Origin of the sequence: Spiroplasma chinense (assembly GCF_008086545.1) — a bacterium.
Lineage (GTDB): Bacteria > Bacillota_I > Bacilli_A > Mycoplasmatales > Mycoplasmataceae > Spiroplasma_A > Spiroplasma_A chinense.
The window spans coordinates 644,242-665,863 of sequence record NZ_CP043026.1 but is presented as its reverse complement, the minus strand read 5'-3'; the positions used below and the strand labels follow the sequence as shown (position 1 = coordinate 665,863).

Annotated in this window: 16 protein-coding genes; all 16 read right to left on the bottom strand. The window is 26.0% G+C overall.

What is annotated here, in order from left to right; genetic code table 4:
* Nucleotides 1–9: 9 nt before the first annotated feature.
* The 16 genes from SCHIN_RS03045 to SCHIN_RS02970 all read right to left on the bottom strand — a co-directional run bounded on the left by SCHIN_RS03045 (nucleotide 10) and on the right by SCHIN_RS02970 (nucleotide 21,527).
* Nucleotides 10–948 (bottom strand): 1-phosphofructokinase, encoded by a 939-nt coding sequence (locus tag SCHIN_RS03045; protein WP_166508169.1) that lies wholly within the window; start codon nucleotides 946–948, stop codon nucleotides 10–12.
* A gap of 4 nt (nucleotides 949–952) precedes the next feature.
* Nucleotides 953–1,657, bottom strand: a complete 705-nt coding sequence (locus tag SCHIN_RS03040) for a DeoR/GlpR family DNA-binding transcription regulator (RefSeq protein ID WP_166508168.1) — start codon at nucleotides 1,655–1,657, stop codon at nucleotides 953–955.
* A 198-nt stretch (nucleotides 1,658–1,855) separates the two neighbouring features.
* A complete protein-coding gene (locus SCHIN_RS03035) occupies nucleotides 1,856–2,668 on the bottom strand; it encodes a hypothetical protein (protein WP_166508167.1) in 813 nt (270 codons plus the stop codon).
* 206 nt (nucleotides 2,669–2,874) lie between these two features.
* The gene (locus tag SCHIN_RS03030; protein ID WP_166508166.1) at nucleotides 2,875–7,242 is read right to left on the bottom strand and encodes an ABC transporter permease; all 4,368 of its coding nucleotides are present in this window, start codon (nucleotides 7,240–7,242) and stop codon (nucleotides 2,875–2,877) included.
* A 52-nt stretch (nucleotides 7,243–7,294) separates the two neighbouring features.
* Nucleotides 7,295–9,640, bottom strand: coding sequence for a lipoprotein (locus SCHIN_RS03025; protein ID WP_166508165.1), 2,346 nt, complete (start codon nucleotides 9,638–9,640; stop codon nucleotides 7,295–7,297).
* A 74-nt stretch (nucleotides 9,641–9,714) separates the two neighbouring features.
* Entirely contained in the window at nucleotides 9,715–10,470 is a 756-nt protein-coding gene (locus SCHIN_RS03020) for a hypothetical protein (protein ID WP_166508164.1), read from the bottom strand.
* A gap of 221 nt (nucleotides 10,471–10,691) precedes the next feature.
* Nucleotides 10,692–11,753 (bottom strand): acyltransferase family protein, encoded by a 1,062-nt coding sequence (locus SCHIN_RS03015; RefSeq protein ID WP_166508163.1) that lies wholly within the window; start codon nucleotides 11,751–11,753, stop codon nucleotides 10,692–10,694.
* A gap of 63 nt (nucleotides 11,754–11,816) precedes the next feature.
* Nucleotides 11,817–12,299 carry an ECF transporter S component gene (locus SCHIN_RS03010; protein WP_166508162.1) on the bottom strand — a complete coding sequence of 161 codons (483 nt, stop codon included), beginning with the start codon at nucleotides 12,297–12,299 and terminating at the stop codon, nucleotides 11,817–11,819.
* A gap of 15 nt (nucleotides 12,300–12,314) precedes the next feature.
* Nucleotides 12,315–14,621 (bottom strand): RelA/SpoT family protein, encoded by a 2,307-nt coding sequence (locus SCHIN_RS03005; protein WP_166508161.1) that lies wholly within the window; start codon nucleotides 14,619–14,621, stop codon nucleotides 12,315–12,317.
* 117 nt (nucleotides 14,622–14,738) lie between these two features.
* Nucleotides 14,739–15,275 carry a hypoxanthine phosphoribosyltransferase gene (gene hpt, locus SCHIN_RS03000; RefSeq protein WP_166508160.1) on the bottom strand — a complete coding sequence of 179 codons (537 nt, stop codon included), beginning with the start codon at nucleotides 15,273–15,275 and terminating at the stop codon, nucleotides 14,739–14,741.
* Nucleotides 15,276–15,430: 155 nt separating this feature from the next.
* Nucleotides 15,431–15,949 carry a hypothetical protein gene (locus tag SCHIN_RS02995; protein WP_166508159.1) on the bottom strand — a complete coding sequence of 173 codons (519 nt, stop codon included), beginning with the start codon at nucleotides 15,947–15,949 and terminating at the stop codon, nucleotides 15,431–15,433.
* A gap of 119 nt (nucleotides 15,950–16,068) precedes the next feature.
* Entirely contained in the window at nucleotides 16,069–16,353 is a 285-nt protein-coding gene (locus SCHIN_RS02990) for a hypothetical protein (RefSeq protein WP_166508158.1), read from the bottom strand.
* Nucleotides 16,353–17,069: an ABC transporter ATP-binding protein gene (locus tag SCHIN_RS02985; protein ID WP_166508157.1), complete on the bottom strand. Its 717-nt coding sequence runs from the start codon at nucleotides 17,067–17,069 to the stop codon at nucleotides 16,353–16,355. Before SCHIN_RS02985 ends, SCHIN_RS02990 begins: the two co-directional genes overlap by 1 nt.
* A 1,075-nt stretch (nucleotides 17,070–18,144) precedes the next feature.
* A complete protein-coding gene (locus SCHIN_RS02980; RefSeq protein WP_166508156.1) occupies nucleotides 18,145–18,702 on the bottom strand; it encodes a hypothetical protein in 558 nt (185 codons plus the stop codon).
* A 141-nt stretch (nucleotides 18,703–18,843) separates the two neighbouring features.
* Entirely contained in the window at nucleotides 18,844–21,078 is a 2,235-nt protein-coding gene (locus SCHIN_RS02975; protein WP_166508155.1) for a hypothetical protein, read from the bottom strand.
* Nucleotides 21,079–21,095: 17 nt separating this feature from the next.
* Nucleotides 21,096–21,527: a MarR family transcriptional regulator gene (locus SCHIN_RS02970; RefSeq protein WP_166508154.1), complete on the bottom strand. Its 432-nt coding sequence runs from the start codon at nucleotides 21,525–21,527 to the stop codon at nucleotides 21,096–21,098.
* Nucleotides 21,528–21,622: the final 95 nt, after the last annotated feature.

The window sequence follows — 21,622 nt, the reverse complement described above, 5'->3', positions numbered from 1 at the left end:
TATTCCTCCTTAGATTTTGTTTACATCAATTTTTGATGTTAGCGCTTCAATTTCTTCTTTTGAAGCAAGTCATTCATTAAAAGCTGTTGCAGCACCACTTGCCGCAGCATATTGTAATGAATTTTCAATTGATAACTTTTGGTCGATTCCATAAACGAAACCAGCCAACATACTGTCTCCAGCACCAACTGAATTTACCAATTTACCTTTTGCAATTCCAACTTTATATACGTCTCCATTTTCTGCAAAATAGATACTTCCTTGAGAACCTTTACTTAATAAAACATTTCTAGCTCCTAATTCTTGTAATTTCACAATTAATTCTTTAGTTTCTTCAAATGAGATATCTTCGTTAAATTCTAATCCTAAAGTTGAACATATTTCTTCAAGGTTTGGTTTGATTAAAAATGGTTTTTCTTTTAAAGCATTTTTTAAAAGATCATTTGTTGCATCACAAACAAGTAATGCTTCTTTTTCATTGGCTAATTTACCAATTTGTTGGTAAATATCTTTATCAATTCCTCTTGCAACACTTCCTGTAGCTATAACTATGTCATCTTTTTTTAGGTTTTTTTCTAAGTAACTAATAAAGTCGTTTAACACTTCTTTTTTAGTTTCAAAACCTAACCCATTTAACTCAGTTTCTTGGTGAGTTTCAAGGTGTTTGATTTTATAGTTAACTCTTGTACTTCCAGGATTGAAGAAGAAATTAACATTTAAGTTAACATCATCAAATTTTTTGGTAAAAATTTCTTTGTTTTCATCACCCATAATACCGATAGCAACAACATTAGATTCTAAGTTATTTAAAATAACCCCTGCATTTATTCCTTTACCACCAACAACTTTATATTCATCGCTGTAGTAATTTGTAACCCCTAAATCAACTGGTTTATCTGTTAGAATAATGTGATCTATTGCTGGGTTTAATGTAATTGTATATATCATATTTTTATACCTCTTCGTTTATAAGTGCAACCTCACTTTTGTTACTAAATCTCACAAAAGATTTAGAGTTCATTTTTGATTTATCTGCTAAAATGAAAGCAAATTGCGCATTCTTAATGATTGTACTCTTAACTTCTGCTTCATCATTATCTGTTGTGTAGAAATTGAATTCTCCATCAACTGCATTAGCTCCTAAAAAAGCTACATCGAAGTGAAATTTGTTAATTGCTGAAATAGTTTCAACTCCACAAATTGCTCCAGTAGATAATTTTAAATGTCCTGGCAAGATATTGATATCTCGAATACCATTACTTGCAAGAACTTGAGCATTAGTTATTGAGTTCGTATATATCCTAATGTTTAGTTCTGGTTTTATAAGTTGTGCCAAGAAGTAGGTACTTGAACCTGCATCTAAAAATACTGATTCATTTGGTTTAATGCAAAGAAGTGCCTTCTGTGCAACCAATTTTTTAGCTTCAATATTTTCTGTAAGCTTTTCTCCAAGTTCTGCTTCTAAAATTGATTTTTCCTTAATAACCTTAACTCCTCCATGAACTCTTTGGAGTTTATGTTCAGAATCAAGATCTGTCAGGTCTCTTCGTAGGGTGGTAAAAGGTATACCCAGAGATTTTGATAGGTCTTCGTTAGTACAATAACCTTTTTTTTCAATATAATCTAAGATTAGTTGAAGTCTTTGCTCTCTAAGCATTATTTATCACCTCACTTATTATATTAAACCTTTTTTAACCAAAAACAACCAATTTCAACCAAAAATTTAAACTTTTTTCATTAGATTTAATGCATATAAAAAAAATTTCCATAAATTTTCAATAAGTAATATTTTATTGGTTTTTTAAAACCAAAAACAACCAAAATAAAAACAGCTAAATTAGCTGTTTTTAAGTAATTATCTTTTTTTTCTTTTTTTGTTTGGATCAATACCACGTGATTTTGCCATTGCAAAGTTTAGATCTTTATATTTTGTTTCTTGTTCAATAGCTTCATCTCAAATAGGGTTAATTACTTGTTTCATTTCACTTTCCGCTTTAGCTTCTTGTGCTATTTGATCTGGATTTGCTCCTTGTTCAATTTTCATAGCTTGTTCAATTGTTAGGTAAGGATCTTCAGGTCTAATTCCTGTTTGCACAAGTGATGCAATTTGCATTCTGATTTGAGAACTTGATAATTTTTTATCTTTAAAGTCAACTTGTCATTGAATTGGTGCTTGTTTTTCAAATTTGTATGGTTCTTTAATAATTGCATATAACATGTTTACAAATTTTTCAAAACCATCTTCACCTTTTCAAAAGTTTGTTTGTTCCTTGTTTACTAGGTTACCATTTAATAAGTCATATTTAGAAAAGTGCATTTCAAATATTTTTGATGATCAATCTTCTTCAGGTATTAAGTAAAAGTTTGTGAATAATGAACAGTTAAAAACGTGTGTTTCAAATTCATAAATTGAGAAGTTGAATCTATCAACTGTTGTTGTATCGATTGATACATTAAAGTTTTTTACATCAACAACTTTACTTAATCATTGTAAAACTGATTGAGCATATTTTAAAACAAATTTAAGCTTTTGACTTGAAAAAATTAATGTTTTTCAACGTGTAAAGTTGAAATCGTACTCTGAATCTTTTCTTGTTGAAGCTATATTAAAATCTAGATTAGCTTGAACAAATTCTTGTATTGGTAAATAAATCATCTCTTTTTTCATAAATAAGTCCCCTTTTTAAAAATAATATTTCAATTAAATATAGTATAGCATATTTTGAACCTTAAAACAATATGATTATTGTTGTGTTTTAAACCGGATGACTTTTTTTAACATAACGAGTAAATTAATATATTAATTTTAATATAAAAAAGACATTTTAAAAAATGTCTTTTAAATTATTTTTTACCTCAATCTTAGCGAAATATTTAATCCATTAATTCTGTTAAATTAATTTTTGCCAATTTTCTTAAAATGATTGAATAAGCCACAACAAATATTGTTATAACAATCATCATTATAATTAAAAGCATTCACCAAGAAATAATAATTCCTACAGCTATGTTAGCAAATAATAGTGCTTTAGGAACAATTGAGAACAGAATCAGCATTACAATTCCAATACCCAACAATCCACCACCAATTGTTAAAGGAATGAAAATCCAACTAACTATATTGTTAATTTCCTTCATTGAGTATCCTTGTATTCTCATATAACCCATAAATCTTTTATATCGACCTACAAACATATCTGTTATTAGATAAATTACAATAACTGATGTTATTATACAAATAACTATCAATACAAAAACTATTGCTAAAGTTGAATGGATAAGGTTTTGAACTGCTTGTTTTCTAATTAACACATAATCTGCATTACCAACCAGTTCTTTCATATACCTTGAAAATCCACTAGTTGAATTATTCATGTTATTTGGAGCCAAAAGATATCTTGAGTATTGATCTGCAATTATTTCATTGCTACTGAATTTTGCATTAGACCAAATGTTAATTGACTTTTTATCAGATAACTTAACTCGCGCATCAATATTTGAGAATCCCAACATCTCATTTGCATAATGTTGGTCCATAAAAACTTTATCTCCATTATATATTTTTTGAATATCTACAATTTTTAATGGTTTAGAATAAGTATCTACTTGCTCATCAAAAAGTAAACCATTTTGAAGTGCTATATTAATTCAAGAATTTGTTCCTCCAATTAATGATTCCAAACCAATTCTTGTTGGCATATTGTTTTCATAAACAAAAATATCAAAAGGTTTTACTGTTAAAGAATCTCTTGTCATTTTTTTACTTAGATCAATGTTTGAATACTCTAAATATTCTTGATTTACTTTTTCTAATACTTTTTTATCAACTTCATTAACATTAATAGTTAACTCTATATCAGCTGGATTGTAGTATTGTTTGTATTCCTTATCTTCTAAATAATAAAACTTATTATTTAGAACTTCAGAATCTGAAAATCTACTTGGAACATAACTGAACTTGTCCATTGGAATTTCATTTAGGTTTATGCTTTCACCATTTACATTATATTTCCAATCACTATCCTTAATGATTTCAGAACCAACATCATTTTTTACAGCAAGTTTTTGTAAAGTTGTTTTAAGAGATAATTCATCCCCTACCTTATAACCACGAATAGCCATTTTTTTAGATATAATGACTGGAATACTTTCAGTGTCACTAACATATTTTATTTTATCTAAACTTTGTAAATCTATTTTGTCAACAGGGTTTTGTAAATCCAAACCATAAGTTTGAATATCTAGATTTTTCTTTTCATCTTTTGACAAAACCCTTGTGTACATTTGATCTTCATTTTCATTGACTGAAATTGTTGAGAAATTAAAGGTAAAGTTTTTATAATTTTGTTCATCCTCATCTCACATTTGTTTTATTGTAGAAGGCAAAATATTATTTGAAATATTTTTTATACAGTCATTAAAATCACTTGTACTATCAACTATCATTTCTTGTCCAAATAAACTTGGCAATACTTGACAGGTAAAATTATTTATATCTTTCTTAACCAACCTTGAAGCATCACTATTAACTTTAACAATATTTTCTAACATTGCAGGTGATAATGTAATCCCTTTAAAAGATAATAAATTATAATACATGATATCTTCAAAATACTGAATAAATAATTCTGGTTTTAAGTTACTTGCTTGTTGAAGATTTATAAATTCGTTACCCTCTTTTATATATGTATTAAAAACAGAAGCTTTTAAATTGGACTCTTCAACATTGTTTGTTAAATTATAAAATGAATTTCTAGTCATAGGATTATTACTTATAACATTTACATAATTATAGTCATTGTTATATTTAATTCTTTTAAAGTATTCAGTTTTCATATTATCCATTGTACTTGGTAGTAAACTGGATAAGGTCAAAATTATTGAAGAAAAAGTAATTACTCCAAAGAAAGTTAATAAACCATTAACTGAAGTTGAAATTAATGTTGCTCTTAGTTTTGTATTAAATTTAGAAAACTTTAATTTAGATATTATTTTTTTTACAAATAAATTTGGTTGGTAACTTTTTGATGGCGCCATTAATTTCAAAGGAGGCTGTTTGATAGTTTGATAAGCTATTATTCCAACCACAAAGGTATTTAAAGAAACAAAACCTATAAATATAAAGATCAATATCATGTAATCTATTGTAAATATTTCTGGAATATTGAAATATATTTCAAAAATTGCCATTATAGGAATTTGTAAAAATATACCACCAATTCAAGCTAATGGAACTATTAAAATGGTTGGTATTGTTAAATACAAAATATAGTTAAATAATATACTTGAATTAGAGTAACCCAAGGATTTTAAATTTCCTATTTGTCCTCTTTGGTTTATCATAATTTTTTTAACTATTGTGTATAACATAAATGTAATACACGCTAGAAAAATTGAACAAAATATGATCGATATCAACATAAATGATAATGATATTTTTTGTAACAATCCACTTCTCAAAGCAAGAAGACTTGTTTCTGAAACTGATTGTATATTTGCTCTTGATATTTTTAAATCTTTTGGTTGTTCTAACTGTTCATTTAAAATATCACTTACAACTTTTAGATTAGTTATGTTATCTGCTAGATAAAGTTTGTATAGCTCAACATTATTTTCAATTTCATTTTCTTTTCCAACATATCTCATATAAGTTCGACTTACATCTTGGTATTTACTATCTTCAACACTTTTTGTGTTATTTTTATTATTAAAATAACTTTCAAATTTTATAGAATTTAGATAAATTATTGCTTCATTATTTTGATTAGTAATTAAATCTTCTTCATAAATTGTTGGATACATATTATATGCATCAGTACCAATAGCATCTAACCTTAATTGGTCTGAAATTGAATTTTTACCAGGAACAATATTGTAAGTTTTTCCCAATTCAAATTTTTGTTTTTTTGCAAATCCACTTGAAATCATAAAACTATTTCAAGTAAATTGATTATCAAAGTTACCAGATTTATAAAATGTATAATTTTTTTCATTAAAGAATTTGTATTTATTAACTTCACCTTCTGTGTAATTATAAAATGCTGAAATAAATCTGAATTTTTGACCATCATTATTTCACATAACAACTTCACTTGTTAACTCAATTTTAAATTTAGTCAGATCTGCAATTAAGTTAAAGTAAGTTTGAAATAAGTTTCTATTCGTTACATTTCTCTTTTCAATTAAATAACCCGTAATAGTATAGTAATTTCAAAATAAATCAGTTGATTCAAAATCTTTTATCAAATAAGTTCCATTTCTTTTAAGCTGGTCTATTGCATAGGAATTTGTTTTAGAATAAAATGCTTTTGAAAAATCACCTTTAACTAAAAAGTATTTACCTTCAATTAATCTTCCAAATTTTCCGTTATATCCTTTTGAACTAACTTCTTCTAAAGTTTTTGGATCACTATCTTCATTTTTAAAATTTATAAAATTATTTATTGATTGTTCTATAACATTATCATTTTTACTTTGGGATTTTAATGAAATATATTCATTTAAAATCTCATTTTTTATCAAACTAGTTATTGAAGAATTATTTAAATAGAACATGTAGTCGAAAATATTTTTAGCGTTTATTTTTTGTTCTTCATTTAAAGTTCCGTTAAAATAATTATTTTTTTGATAAAGCTTTCCTATTAAAGAATTTTTAAAATAGGCATTATCAAAATTAAATCTGTAAAATCTACCAAATTCCCCGCTTTTCACTACATCTATTTTTTGTTGTTCATTGTAGTCAATAACTCTTTCTGTAGCATTAGGCAGAAATGAAAGATTTGGATTTCTTTTTTCAAAATCTGATTCCACATCTCCAAAACCAAAGTTAATAGCTTTTACAGAACTTGAATTAACCACATCTTCTAAAATATATGACTTGTAAGTATATTCCCCATTATTGTTTTTTTCAATCTTAAAGTCAAAGGGTTTTAACACTTTGTCTTTTCCGATTGAAAGACTATTGTAATTCTCCATACCACTTGAAATAACATTTGTGTTAAATGCAAATCAAGGATTTAACGTTTGAGTATCATTTGAATTATATCCACTTGAAGTATACTTAAAAGAATAATCATAACTTTCAAAATTTGAAGTTGTTCTATCTTTTATTCTTATAAGATTTGAAGATGCTATACCAAAGGTTGAGGTAAAAATTACTCCTAACGCAACTAGCATAACAAATATGATAAATTGGATATAATCTTTTATTAAATTTTTTAAACCGTTTTTAAATAGTAACATAATTTTATTTTCTTAATAAATACCCCCTTTTAAAAGAGTATTTTGTTAAGAATTAATAAATGTTATAGAACTCAGTTCCGTTATTGTAGAATCCCATGCTTGTCATTACTCAATATGGGTTATCTCTATCTGTACTTACATTTTCTCATTTAACTTTGTATTCAAAGTTAACATCTTTCATATTTTCAAACAATCCTGTACCATCATATGCAATAAGATCTTTTTTATCAATCAAACCTTGCTCTACACCTAAAACTTTTCCAGATTTTGCAGCTCTGTTTGCATCAATTTTATCTAATGCATCTTGAGTTGGCGCAGTATCTAGTGAAGTTTGATTTGAAAGAATTGTTTGATAAGGGTTGAAATCTTCATCAACTCTAACTTTTTTATATTGAGATGAAGCATTTGATGTTGAATCTCCCACCCCTTTATAGTCAAGACTAAATTCTAATGAACCACTTGTTTCAAGATTAGAAGTACCACTAACTTTAACATCTTTTTTATCTCAATACTTGTCATCTAAAATATATTGGAAAACTTTTTCATGAATATCTTTCATTTCAATATTTACTTTATTTTTAAATCCTTTAAAAATGCCTTCTATTTCTTTTTGTCCTATAATTGTTTCATCTTTAAAACCTTTATAAATTTTATCCAAATAACTGTTTTCTTTATAACCTGAACCGTTATAACCAAGAATATTTATGTAATCTTGTTTTTGGCCAGCTGTTAGATTTCTAAACCCTCCAAGAGAACTGTATTTATTTTTTGCACTCGCAACTGTTTTTTGAATGTCTTCATCAAGAACCATTTCAAATGCACCTTTTGCCAAATGTAAAAGATCAATTCCTGAATCACCATCCATAATTTCATTTCATGTTTCTTCAGTTACAAAATTTGAAATTATTGTACTATAAGCATTTGCAATGATACCCTTTGCTTTAAAAACAGATTGTACAAAATCTTCTTTATCATTTGAATTATCATACTTGTCAATAATTTTATTTAGTATTTCAATAACTTTGACTAGGTTTGTACCAGGATTAATTTTATCTTTTGGCGCAAAATTTAAGAGTGCATCAAAACCAATTTCATCTTTTTTAGCAGATGAATTGCTTGAACCAATACTGTAATTTGGGTTTTTATCCAAATCTTTGATTTCATCTATTAATTCTTGCCCAAAAAACTCTAAAGCTTTTGCTTTAATAGCATTAGTTCCATAAGCCATATCGTAAATTGCTTTTCAAACATTACTTAATAAACTAAAGGCTACGCCTTGCATAAATCTATCAGCATCAATTTCACTTACCATAACTGGCAATATATAATTACTAAATTCCCCAGTTAAAAGAGCTCCTGAGTTTGTAGTTGATAAATTTTCTAACATTGAGTTAAACAAAGCTACTCCACCATTTATATTATTAGCCTGAGCTGCTTTTATTAATGAACCACCAACTTCTCCAAAGTTAAATGGTTCACCATCATCTGTAATTGACGAAAGACCTGAAAAATAACCTCCAGCTTTGTAATCAATACCTGCATTAAGACTTGTTAATTTATCAGAGACAGAAACTTTTTTATAAGTAGTTCTTGAGGGAGTTCCTCCTTGCATTAATGAGTTGTAAAAGGCATAACCCCCTCCATTAGTACCACCATTTAAAATTGTTCCTGCAGAAGCTGGATTTCCAACAATAAATCCCATAGCAGCTCTAGTATCTCCAGGAGTTCCTCCATCAAATCCTTTATCCAATAAGTAATTTGTTAAAGCTCCAGTATCTTGAATACCTCATGCCAAGTCTCTTCTTTCTTGATTAGAAGATAGTTTAATGTTTTTATTTAATCCCGCTAAGTATCCTGTAGCATTGTCGTTTTCTTTGTTAAAACCAATACCCCCATTTATATTCATTGTGTCATTAAAAGATTTTTCACCATTTATTATTGGTGCATAGAAATCATTATCATACATTCCCATAACATAACTTGCATACATTCCAGCATAGTTATCTTGGTCTAAAGTTGTTAATGAAGGTGCAAGTAAATTTTTATATTTACTTAGATTATTATTTATATTATAGTTTTTTCCCTCATAATCATATGATTGAGGCATTCTCATCAATGTAGCTTCAGGTGTAAAGAACATTGATAACATTTCATTTACATTAAAGTTTAAATTTTCATGTCTAGATGCAATTATTATTCTAGAAATAATTTCAGCACCATCTATCATTTGATTTTGAAGTTCGGTTAATAAATTGTCTCCATCTTCATTTACATTATTATCTCCATCACCTTTATTATCTGATGGTGTTGTTTTTGTTTTTCCCCCACAAGCAACAACTGTAGTTGCTGATGAAGTTGTAATTGTCACAGCTGACAATATACTTAGTAATTTTTTCATTTTTCCTTCTCCTTTTATTCTAAAAAATATTAGTAATTGATAGGATTGATAGGATTGATAGGAAAATGAAAAATTTAAAATAAAACCACCTTTAATTTTGTTATTTTTAATACTTTCAGTTTTTTATATTTAATTTTTTGTTCGCTATTAAAAAAGTAAAAATTTAAAAATAATAACTGCATTAAATTTAATTTTAAAATTATTTTTTGATTATTAATTTCATCATTGCGATTTTGTTCAACGTCAATATCGCAATTTCTTAGAATTTTACAAAACATTAAGAATTTTTTTTCTACTAATAATGTAAGTTGTCAAATTAATACAAATATAGTTACTTGTGCAAAAATGGTTGTCATTATAATACCCAAACACAACAACAAGGAATTAGTAATTATTTGAGAAGCAGAAGTTGAATTTCTTTTAAAAGATTCAACAAAAAGTTCTGTATTTATAATTGTGTTGAATTTTATTTTATTTGTTTCAATTTGATTAAAAGCAAAATAGGTAATTAATGGAATTAAAAAGAATAGTATAGAGTAGAACATAGGTGATTTATTTTTTGTTTTAACATTAAATAGAAAAATATTCAAAATAGCAATTAATGACACCTTTTTACTATTTCTAAAATCAAAATATTTGGAAATTTCAGTTCCAAGAAAAATAGACATTATCATAATAAGAGTTAAAATTAAAACTTCTCAGAACTTAATGTAAGTATTTTCAAAGATATATACCCCTGAAAAATCCACCACCAAATCAGTCACTACATAAGATAGGATTGACAAAAAGAAAAATAAATCTACAAGTAGAATAACTCTTTTTTTATTCATCTTTCATCACCTCATAAATTCATTTTATTTAAAAAACAAAAAAAAGCAACAAAAAAAAGAAAGTTACTCAAACTTTCTCTTGTGAGATCTAAGTTAAACTAGGTTTAACCCATCTCTTTGTTCTCTCTCTAATAGAAAACCTGTATTTACCTAAAAGTAAATATCCGCTACTTGTAAATGTAATTTTCTTTCAACGGCATATATATATTAACATATTTTGATTAATTTTGAATCTGTGATTTTACATTTTTTGCCTCTATTTTTTTATAAACAATATTTCACGCATAATCATACTTTTTAAATGGTCATCAAACAGCAAAACTTATCACAAAAGTAATAAGCAAAGCTATTAGTCTATGAATCAAAAAAGTATTTTTTAAATTTAAAACATATATAAAATAACTTGAGAATTTCAAACTACTGTTGTGATATGCAAAAGTAAATAAAGATAATGATGCTAAAAAATTAATTACTTTATAGTTCTTTAAAGGTATTGTTAAAAAAGAAATAAACATTAAAAACCCAGTTGGCAATGCAAATAGAGATTGATTATTATTTGAGAAATCTAATCAAAGAATTTGATTAGGATAAAATTCTTTATACAGAAAGAAAAACATATACTGAATTGCTAAAAACAAAATTGTAATAACTCATATACTTTTCTTTCATTCCAACAGTTTTGCACCATGTAATCTAATATAACCTCCCAATAAATAAGCATAGATCATCATAACAAATGAGCCTCAATAATATCCAAATGGAGCAAAAGAATATTTTAATAGACCTTGAAGTTGAAAGACTATTCAAAGTGAAATTATTAAAACTAGACTGGTATTTTTGCCCAACGTTTGCATACCATAATTTAAAAATGGAGATATTATATATAGAATAAAAATAGCTCATATATATCATCAAGCACCCAATCCATATTGGATTAACTCTATTCACCCTTCTTTGTTTTCAATTATTCTATATGAAGTAGAATAATTGAAAAATATAAATAAACATATATTTATAACATGTAAAAAAACAATGGTTGGTATAAACTTTAAAAATCTATAGTTGTCATTATTTTTAATTAAAAAATAACCAGTTATTATTGTGAAACAATTTACAGTCCCACATAAAAATGGAAGGTATCAATAACCTACATAATGTATTAAAATTACAAATATTGCCAAAATAATTCTTAACAATTCTATATTACTTGACCTCTCTTTTTTATTCTTACTAAATTCTTTTGGTTTGATATTAAATTCTTGATTGATAGTTTTTGTCTTCATATTTTTCCTTTGTAAAAAAATAAATAAAAACATATTCTATATAGAATATGTCAATTATTTAAATTATAAATAATTACTTTTTTTAATTACAACAACTACAATACAACTTGTAATTGTTGTAACAAAGTATTGTGTTAAATCTACAAATAATTCTGCAACTGCAGTTGCTCTGTCAAATAAAATCAAAGCCACAATTACATACAGAAATATTCAAAGATAACTTATAAAAATTACAAAATAATAACTGATAACTTTATTTAAAAAATATAAAGTTAATCCAATTAATATTTTAATCAAAACAGTAAATGGAATATAAAATAACATTCCAAATGTTAAATCAATTAAAGCACCACTTAACATTGCACTTATAATTCCCACAAAAGGATTTATAAATAGCATTGAACTCAAATAAAATATATCACTTATCTGAAAAATAGATTTACCAAAATAATTTCCTAAAAAAATTGTTGGTAAACCTATAATATACATTAAAGCTGTTATCATTGCGCATTGTGCAATCTTTTTTGTGTCAAAATATTTCTTCATATCTTTTTAAAATAATTATTCTAAATTATCTCCAACTGTAAGAGCTCTTGAAATTTTTACAACTCCAGGTAGTTCTGAAAGAATTGTAAGTGTACTGTTTAATTGTTCTACATCTTCTACAGAAATAATTAAACTACCCTTTTGAGAAAAGTCATCATGATTTGTGATAACTTTTGCTTCATCAACGTTAATTCTTTTTTGACTAAAGATTGCAAAAATTTCATTTAATACTCCAGGTCTATCTTGTAATAATAATCTAATTTTTGCACTATAAGATCTACCTTCAACTTTAGAAGCCACTCATTCTGTTGGAAGTAAATTTTTAACTTTACGTATGTTTACAATATTTACACATTCACTTCTGTGAACCTGAATACCTTTTGTTTTAGAAATAAAACTTGTTACATTTTCCATAGGTATTGGGAAACAACATTGTGCAATTGTACAACTAACTTTTTCAATTCCATTAATTCTAAGATCATCGCGTCCCATTTGAGATTTGTATTTTCTTGTTTTCATATCATTAATTTGGTCTATGTCTTTTAATTCTTCTTTTGCCACATAAACTACATCAACTGCTTCTGGAATTGAAAAGTCACCTTTTCCAACTGACAATAAGAACTCATCAATGTTTCTATAATCCAAAACTTTTAATTTCTTTTGAATATCATCAAGTGAATTAACTTGTCATTTTAAATTATGAGCAATGATATATCTGTCAATTTCTCTTTTTGTATTTCTAATAAGTTTTTGATTTGTAATTTGTTCTTTTTCTTCTTCTTCACGTTTCTTTTGATTCAAGAATTGTTCAATTGGTCTACGAGCTGTTGAAGTTCTAACAAATTTTAATCATTTTTCTTGAGGCTCTGTATCATTTGAAGTTTGAATTTCAACCATTTCTCCAGAGTTAAGAATTGTATTGTACGGAGAAAATACCCCATTGATTTTGGCACCAATTGTTTTGTGACCAACATCTGTATGGATTTTATATGCAAAGTCTAGAACTGAAGATCCAAATGGTAAAGTAACAACGTGTCCTTCTGGAGTCAAAATATATATTAGAGAAGTTAAATAATCTGATTTAACTGTTTCTTCAATATCTTGTTCTACAAACATTTCTGTTGAATTTGAGTAATCAAACTCTGTTCCATCAGTTGATAATTTTTCAAGGTTCATAATTCTTGTAAACATATCAACTTTTTCATCAATTTCTCGTTGTTTTTTGGCGATATCAACATTTTTTTCGCCCTCTTTATATTTTCAGTGAGCAGCAGCACCATGTTCTGCTACATCGTCCATTTCTTTAGTTCTGATTTGAACTTCAAAAATGATACCATCTTTATTTGCAAGAGTTGTATGCAGTGATTGATACAAGTTATTTTTTGGTGTTGCAATATAATCTTTAAAACGTCCAGAAAGTGGTGTATACATTTGGTGAATTCAACCCAAAATTCTATAACAGTCATCAACTGAGTTTGTAATAATTATAATTGCTAAGATATCATTAATATCTTGGAATGACTTACCAAAAACAGCTATTTTTCTGTAAATTGAGTATATGGTTTTTGAACGTCCAAAAACCATAACTTCACCCATATCTTCACATTCTTCAATTTTAGTGTTTATATCCTTGATAATTTCGTTAATAATTTGGTATCTTGCTTCTTTATCTTCTTCTAATAAAGTTGTAATTTTTTTATATTCATCTGGGTCTAAAAATTCAAAACTGTAATCCTCTAAGATATTTTTAGCAGATTTCATCCCAATACGGTGGGCAATTGTTGAATAAATTTCTAAAGTTTCTTTTGCTATTATCTTTTGTTTTTCTGGAGTCATATATTTTAATGTTAAAAGATTATGCATTCTATCAGCAATTTTAACAATAATAACTCGAATATCTCTAACCATTGATAAAAATAGTTTTCTTAAATATTGAGCTTTCATTTGAGCTCTATTTTCTTTTGTAAAGTAACTTACTTTTGTTACAGCTTCAACAATATCTGCAACCTCAGTTCCATACTTTTCTTCAATTTCATCAAAAGTAACTGGTGTATCTTCAATTACATCATGAAGTAGACCTGCTATTATGGTTTTTGGTCCCATTCTTCATTGTGCTAAGTAATATCCTGTTGATAGTGGATGGATAATAAACGGATCTCCATTTTTTCTCTTCTGATCACTATGTTTTTCTTCGGCATAATAATATGCTTCTTTTACTTCTTCAATTTGTTTTTCATTATTAATGTACTTTCTCATCTCTGCGATAAGCACTTGAACATCTCTACATTCAACATAATTAAATGATGCGCTATCTTGAATCATAATTATCCTCCCAAATGAATTAATCTATATTTTATTTTAACATTAATTGCAATTATTGTGAAAATAATAATTTTATGAAATTAATTTTGAGTACAAAAAAAAGACTAAATAAGTCTTTTAGTCTTCTTCAATTACATAAATATCTTCCAATTGTCTGTAAAGATCGTCAGTTTCCATACCATATCCCACAATAAATTTATCTGGAACTTCAAATAAAGCATTGTATTCGTATTTAAAGTCTGGATGACACATAGGTTTTGTTGCTAAAACAGTAATTTGTAAGCTTTTTGGTTTTAAATCTAATAAGTATTCATAGATTTTTTCCATTGTAAGACCTGTGTCTAAAATATCTTCAATAATAATTACATGTTTTCCTTCAATAATTGGTTTTGTTACTTTTTTATGGAAAATTAATTCTCTTGTAGAAGAAGTTCCTGAATAAGATGAAGCTGAAATGATATCCATTTTAATTGGTAAATCAATTTTTCTTAAGAAATCTGTGAAGAAAAATACTCCACCATTCATAACCCCAATTACACTGATTTCTTTTTCATCTTTAAATTTTTCATTAATTTCTTTTGCATATTGTGCAATTTTTTCTTGAATTTCTTCTTTAGAAATTAACATTTTTAAATTATGCTGAAATTTTAGCATTTATAAGTTCTCCCTTTGTTTTTATTTTGTAATTAAAAATAAAAATTGTTTGAAATTAGTTTTGGACATATTAGAAAAACTAATTTTCTTAATTACTTATTTATTTTATATTAATTTATTTTTTTTAACATATTTTTTTAAAAATATTCATTTATTTATAAAACAAAGGACTTGTTTTTAAATAGATTACAATTCAAATAATTAATACCACCAGTTAACATTACCATCAACATAAATAATATTGTATATTTAATATAGTTTATTTTCTCTACAAACAACGGAGTAAAAGAATAATAAGTGTCTTTTTCTCCTGTTGGAATAATTATTTCAACAGTTTCTTTATCTAAATTATATTGAAAAACATTTGTTAACAACATTTGAGGTCCTAAATAATTCAAAACAAAACTAATCACTTTGCTTTCTGATGCGCTTATCATTTTAAATAACTGTAAAGAAAACAAAAATAAATAATAAAACACTATAAAAGCATATATTAAGTTGATTAATGTCTCTCTTCCAGAAAATATAATAGCTATTAAAAATAAAATAGTAATTAACAATAAAATGTAAATATAGTTTTGAAGACCTCCAAGTACAAGATTTTGTATTAACTGTTTTTTATCAACAGCTTTTGTTGATACTGAAACAATTAAAATAAAAGTAGGTATATACATTAAAGATATGACTAAAATTACAAAAAACAACTTTGATAATAGGATTTTAGTTTTAGAAATTGGTTGAGTTAATCACAAAGAAATTCTATTGGTGCTTATTTCTCTAATTAAAATTATATTTATAAAAACAATTGCAACAAAGCATAAAAAGCTATACCAATTCCACTAAATAGATAATCATACAACATGCTCATTCTCAATGTTATATAAACAGAACCAGTACTACCAGTACCAGCACCTTTAATCGTGAATAACATAGTTTCTCCTTCTGCAATTACAAAAAAATCATAAAATAGAGGCATTATAAATAACATTGTCATTATTAATAATCAAAATATCACAATAGAAATAGTTATTTTTCAATGAATTTTAAAATAGCTAGATATTAATTTTAAGATTTTCATTAGAACAACTCCTTTGCTTCTTGTATTTTATTCATTAAAAGAAATTCTTCTTTAATAACTTTAAAATTTGAGTTTTCATCTATTAAAAATTCTTTTACAAATCTTCCTTGGTTAATAAAAATTACTTTATCACAAGTATCATTAATTTCATCAAAAACATGTGAGCAAAAAATAATAGTAGATTTAAATTCATTTTTAAAAATCAATATTATTTCTTTAAATTGTTCAGTTGCAGAAATATCCAAACCCCTAGTTGGTTCATCTAAAACAAGAATTTTTGGTTTATGCATTAAGGCAGAAATTATGGCAAGTTTTTGTTTCATACCACTAGACATTTTTTTTATTTTTTTATTAACATCTAATTTAAAAAAATTAATTAACTTTTCTACAAAACTTCAATCTACATTTCCTTTTAAGTTTGCGCATATTTTTAAATAACTTATTCCTGTAATTGTATTAAACAAGGATAATTCACCTGGTATATAACCAATATAACTCATAAGTATTTGTGAATTGTTAAATGGATCTTTATTATTTACATAAATTTCTCCACTATCTGGTTTTAAGAAACCTAAAATTTGTCTTAATAACGTTGATTTACCTGAACCATTAGCTCCCATTATTCCATATATTTCCCCTTCTTTTATAGAAAGTGAAATACCAAAGTTTCCAGCATCATTACCAAAATCCTTTGTAATGTTTTCAATTTTAATCATTTTAAATCCCCTTTCTTTTAAATAAAAAAATGAATGATTGTTAAAAACTAAATCATTTTTTTTCTGTTTTATTTCGCGTTAAAAGTAACTTTACCGATCCACAGTGAAACAGCAGTTCCAGTTTTATGTATGAGTTGAATTTCTTGTCCAAAATTTTCTCTTAAATCTCAATCTAATGTTCTATTAGTGGTATAAGTGGTTTTATCTCTGTCTTATTCACCTCAAATTAAATCTTTTTTTAGTAAAATATTATTCTTTTGTAATATTTAAAAAAAATATTTTGTAAGCATCTTGCAATAACTAAATATTACTAAAACCTTGACTTTCTGAGGTTATTGTCTTAGTTACTTCATTTTATAGTGCGACTACCTGAACCCCATGACTTCGATTCATCATATGTGTCTTGATAAAAACATAATCAAATCTCAATATTTGAAACTTTTTTAGCAGTATTATTTTTTTAAACTAAATTTATTTTATTAATATTATTATTTAACTTGATAACTTTATCTTGTGTTTGAGCGACCAACATAATAGATGTTAACCCTAATAAAATTAGACTAATGCTTTGTAATATTTTTTTATATTAAAATCCCTCTTAATTGCTTAATATTTAATAAGAAATAAGAAATTTTTAATATTTAATATCATTTAATAATTAGTAATTAATAATTAGTAAAAACTTATACAACATTATTTAAACTTAAAATAATTTATAACTTTAAAAAATAGTTTTTTAAGTTCCTACCTCTCACTCCTTTTACTCATTCTTATAAATTCATTATAGCATTTAAGGTTAATATTTAAATGTTATGATTGATATATTATAAAAAACTGACTTTATGTAAAAAAATCATTTAAATAAAATTTAAAATTTAAAACACATTAAAATTATAAAAGAGAAATCAAATAAAAAGTTTTATTTCACTTTTATAAGACCAAAACGCTAATCAACAAACAAAACATATTATCAATGATTTTAATAAAAAAATAAAAACACAAGAATTAATAATTAATTCTTGTGTTTTAGTATCATTACAATACTTATAAAAATGTGTTTAAATCATTAAAAATATTAATTGATATTATTTGCATTTTCAAATTTAGGAACCGGAAATAACGGATTAATTAATTTTAAAATATACACTCAAGAATTACCAACTTCATCAGTTTCTTGTTTTGAATATCTATTATAGATAATTCCTCAAATATGAGAAAAAGCAAATACAATTGTTATTATACTTAAAAAACTAGCTATTCAATATAACACAGGGATTGAATTATAAGTATACAATATTTCATCACTTTCCTTATTTTTATTTATTTTAAATGACTTTTGTCCCTTATAAAAAATAAACAAACCAAAGAAGTTTAAAGTTAGCAACATATAAATATTTATTAATCTTTTCTTCATTAAAAGATAATCCATTGAAGAATATTTTAAAACATGTGCTGCATTGAATCATTGTCCAAACATAAAGAATAATGCTAACAACACGATGATTCAAGTTAAATAAGTATCACCACTTGAAATACTTAATAATATAATTAAAAACATTGAACCAACAAGTTGAATGTAACAAAATAATTTTAATACTAATAATTCTTTAGAACTACGACTTATGTCGTTCATCAGTCAAAACCTCCCCTCTTTTTTCATTCATAACCGTATAGTTTTGCTATACAACTTAATAATATATTAAAAGAATTAAAAAATAATATGTAAAAACAAAAAAACTCTCAATTAAATTGAGAGTTTTTTAAACACTATAAACTAAACTAATGTATCATCATTTCTTGTCATGATGTCATCATCTGAATAGTTTGGTTTTAACACTTGTGGGCGTTGTTTTTCTTTATAACGTTTGAATTGTCCTTCATAAGGGTGATTTACTCTCATTCAAGAAATTAAGTCTTCATAAACTTTTTCGTGATCAAGAGCTTTCATGTTATAAGTTTTACGTCCTTTTGCATTAACTGTTACAAATTGGTCATATTCTTTTGCACCAATTGCTTGTAAACCTTCTGCAATGTGTTTTTTATTATATGTACCAAAGTGCATTTCGTAATTTCTAAATCTTGACATTAGAATTCCAAATGTAAAGAACACTACTGCAAATGCAAGTAATATAAATACATTTTGTAGAGCAAATAACGCATCAGTTACGCCATTTCCTCCATAAATTGCTAATCCCATTAAGTGTAATGAGTATGAGTATTCTGTAATGTATGATACAGCGTGGAAGAATCCAAATTGCATAAATGATGGGAATGTTCCTCAACCTGATGAAAGGTTTAAGATCATATAAATAATCACCAAGAATTTTCCAATTGTTTCATCTTTTACACTAAATCAAATTGCTTGAATTGTTGTAACAAATACAAGATCTACCAACAACAACACTGCCCACAATTCAGCAAGAGATGCAAATCCCAATTGATGCATTCCTGCAGCTGCAGCTGCCAATACTAATAATGTTGTTTGGATAAATCCAGTTACAATCATTAAAGTTCATTTTGCACAATATCATTGTGTTTTAGAAACTTTTGGTCCACCACGTTTTGCTCTATCATAAACAAATGTGTGCATTAAAGTTCCTACAAATAATCCAATTAATAGGAAGAATTGTCCCAATCCAATCCCATATATTCCATTTTCTTGTCCATGAACATCAACTTTCACTAAATCACTTGTTGTTGTAATAGAAGAATCATATGCCCCTATCCCTTCAAGTATCAAGTTGATGTTACCTTTACCTGTTTGATTTAAATAAGCTTGAATAATTCCAGGTGCACCTTCTAAAATTTGCATTGGAATAGCATCTTTAAATTTATTTACAGTATTTAAGTAATATCCAAATAAGAAGTTTTTTGAATATGTTGTTCAAATATTTAATGGTGTTTCTTTTAATTTTTCTAATTGAGTTTTAACATCCCCAGTTAGTGAAAAAATAATTTCTTCTGCTTTTTCTTTTGCTGGTGCTAATTGAGCTGCAACCAATGGACTGCTTAACAATTTTTCTAATTTAGTTTGTAATTCTTCTTGAGGCATTGCAATAATTTCATCAATTGAACTAACTCCTAACAAACTAAACATTAATGGTAACATTGCTCCAAATGATTCTTCAAATTGATTTTCTAAAGAAATCATAAAGTAATTTGCAAAGTTAATTAAGTTACTAAATGTTTCTTTTTCAACTTTTATTTGTACGTATGATTTAGTAGTTTGTCAAATATCACTTCCACCATTGTCTCATCTTTTGTAATCAATGTTTGAGAAAGCGATATTTTCTTCTCCAATTCCTTTAGTTTGGAATTTTTGATCTTCAATATCTTTGCTACTATCATTTGATGTAATTACACCAAATGCTTGTAGTAAATGCATTGGAGTCATGTCATAAACGTATCTTATGTCGCTTAAGTAATTTACTTCAACTCCTTCTACTGGATTTTTTAATTCAGCTGAAGTTTTAAATAAATCTTTAGCCCCTTCTACTTGTTTCATTCAAGTTCCTACTTTAGTTGCAGCTTCAACACGAGCTTTTTCATCGTTGTAACGATATGAAGCTTCACTGTAGTTCCCGTCTTGGTTTTTTTCGTATAAAGTAGTTATGAATTTATATTCTGGTTTTTCAGCTTGTTCAGAATCGTTTTTATAAACTAATAGACCGTCAAGTTGATCATCCATTTTAAAACTTGTTGCTACAAGCATTTCTTGTTCTTGATCTAGGAAAGTTACACTAGCTTTCCCGATGTTTGGTATTGGATTTCAGAAAGCTAAAATACAAGTTACACCATAAAGAATTGGTACAATACATATTCCTAAGAATTTAATTACACGTTTTCAACTTGAACCAATACGTGAACTAAATTCTTCTCTAACAGAAGTTGCATAACCATTTAATCAAGATGTTTTGTTTGATTTTTCTTTTTTTGCTTTAGGTTCTTTTTTAACAGTTTTATCTTTTTTAGAATCTAAAACATTTTTTTCATCGTCGTTATCTTTCATGTCTTCTTACTCTCTTTCTATTTTTTTATGCCAAATTGCGCTTCTCTAATTTTTGTAAAGAAATCTCAAAAAGTGTTAGTAAAGTCTTTTGTATTTCCTAAAGTATTTAAATACTTGTCTTCAAATTCACTAATTACTTTTTCAATATCTGTACAAGTTTCTTGTCCTTTATTTGTAAGATATACATTGAAATCTCTGTTATTTTCACTATTTTCTCTATAACAATAATCTTTTTTTATCAATTTACTTATAATACGAGAAACTGTGGATCTATTAACATTAAGTTTTTTAGCAATAGTGCTTTGAGAAACACTAGGAAAATATTTTGCTACAATGATATATAAAAATTCATTTCTATCTAATCCAATTTTTTTAAGCTTCTTTTCAACATATTCTACTGCAAAAGTTGCTGTTAAAAATAATTGAATACTAAATGAAATATCGTGCATTTTTTTCCTCCTTCTAACTTTTTTTGTTGCATTTGCAACAATATAATAACTCTAAAAAAGTAAAATTACAATAAAATTTAAAGAAAAATAAAAAA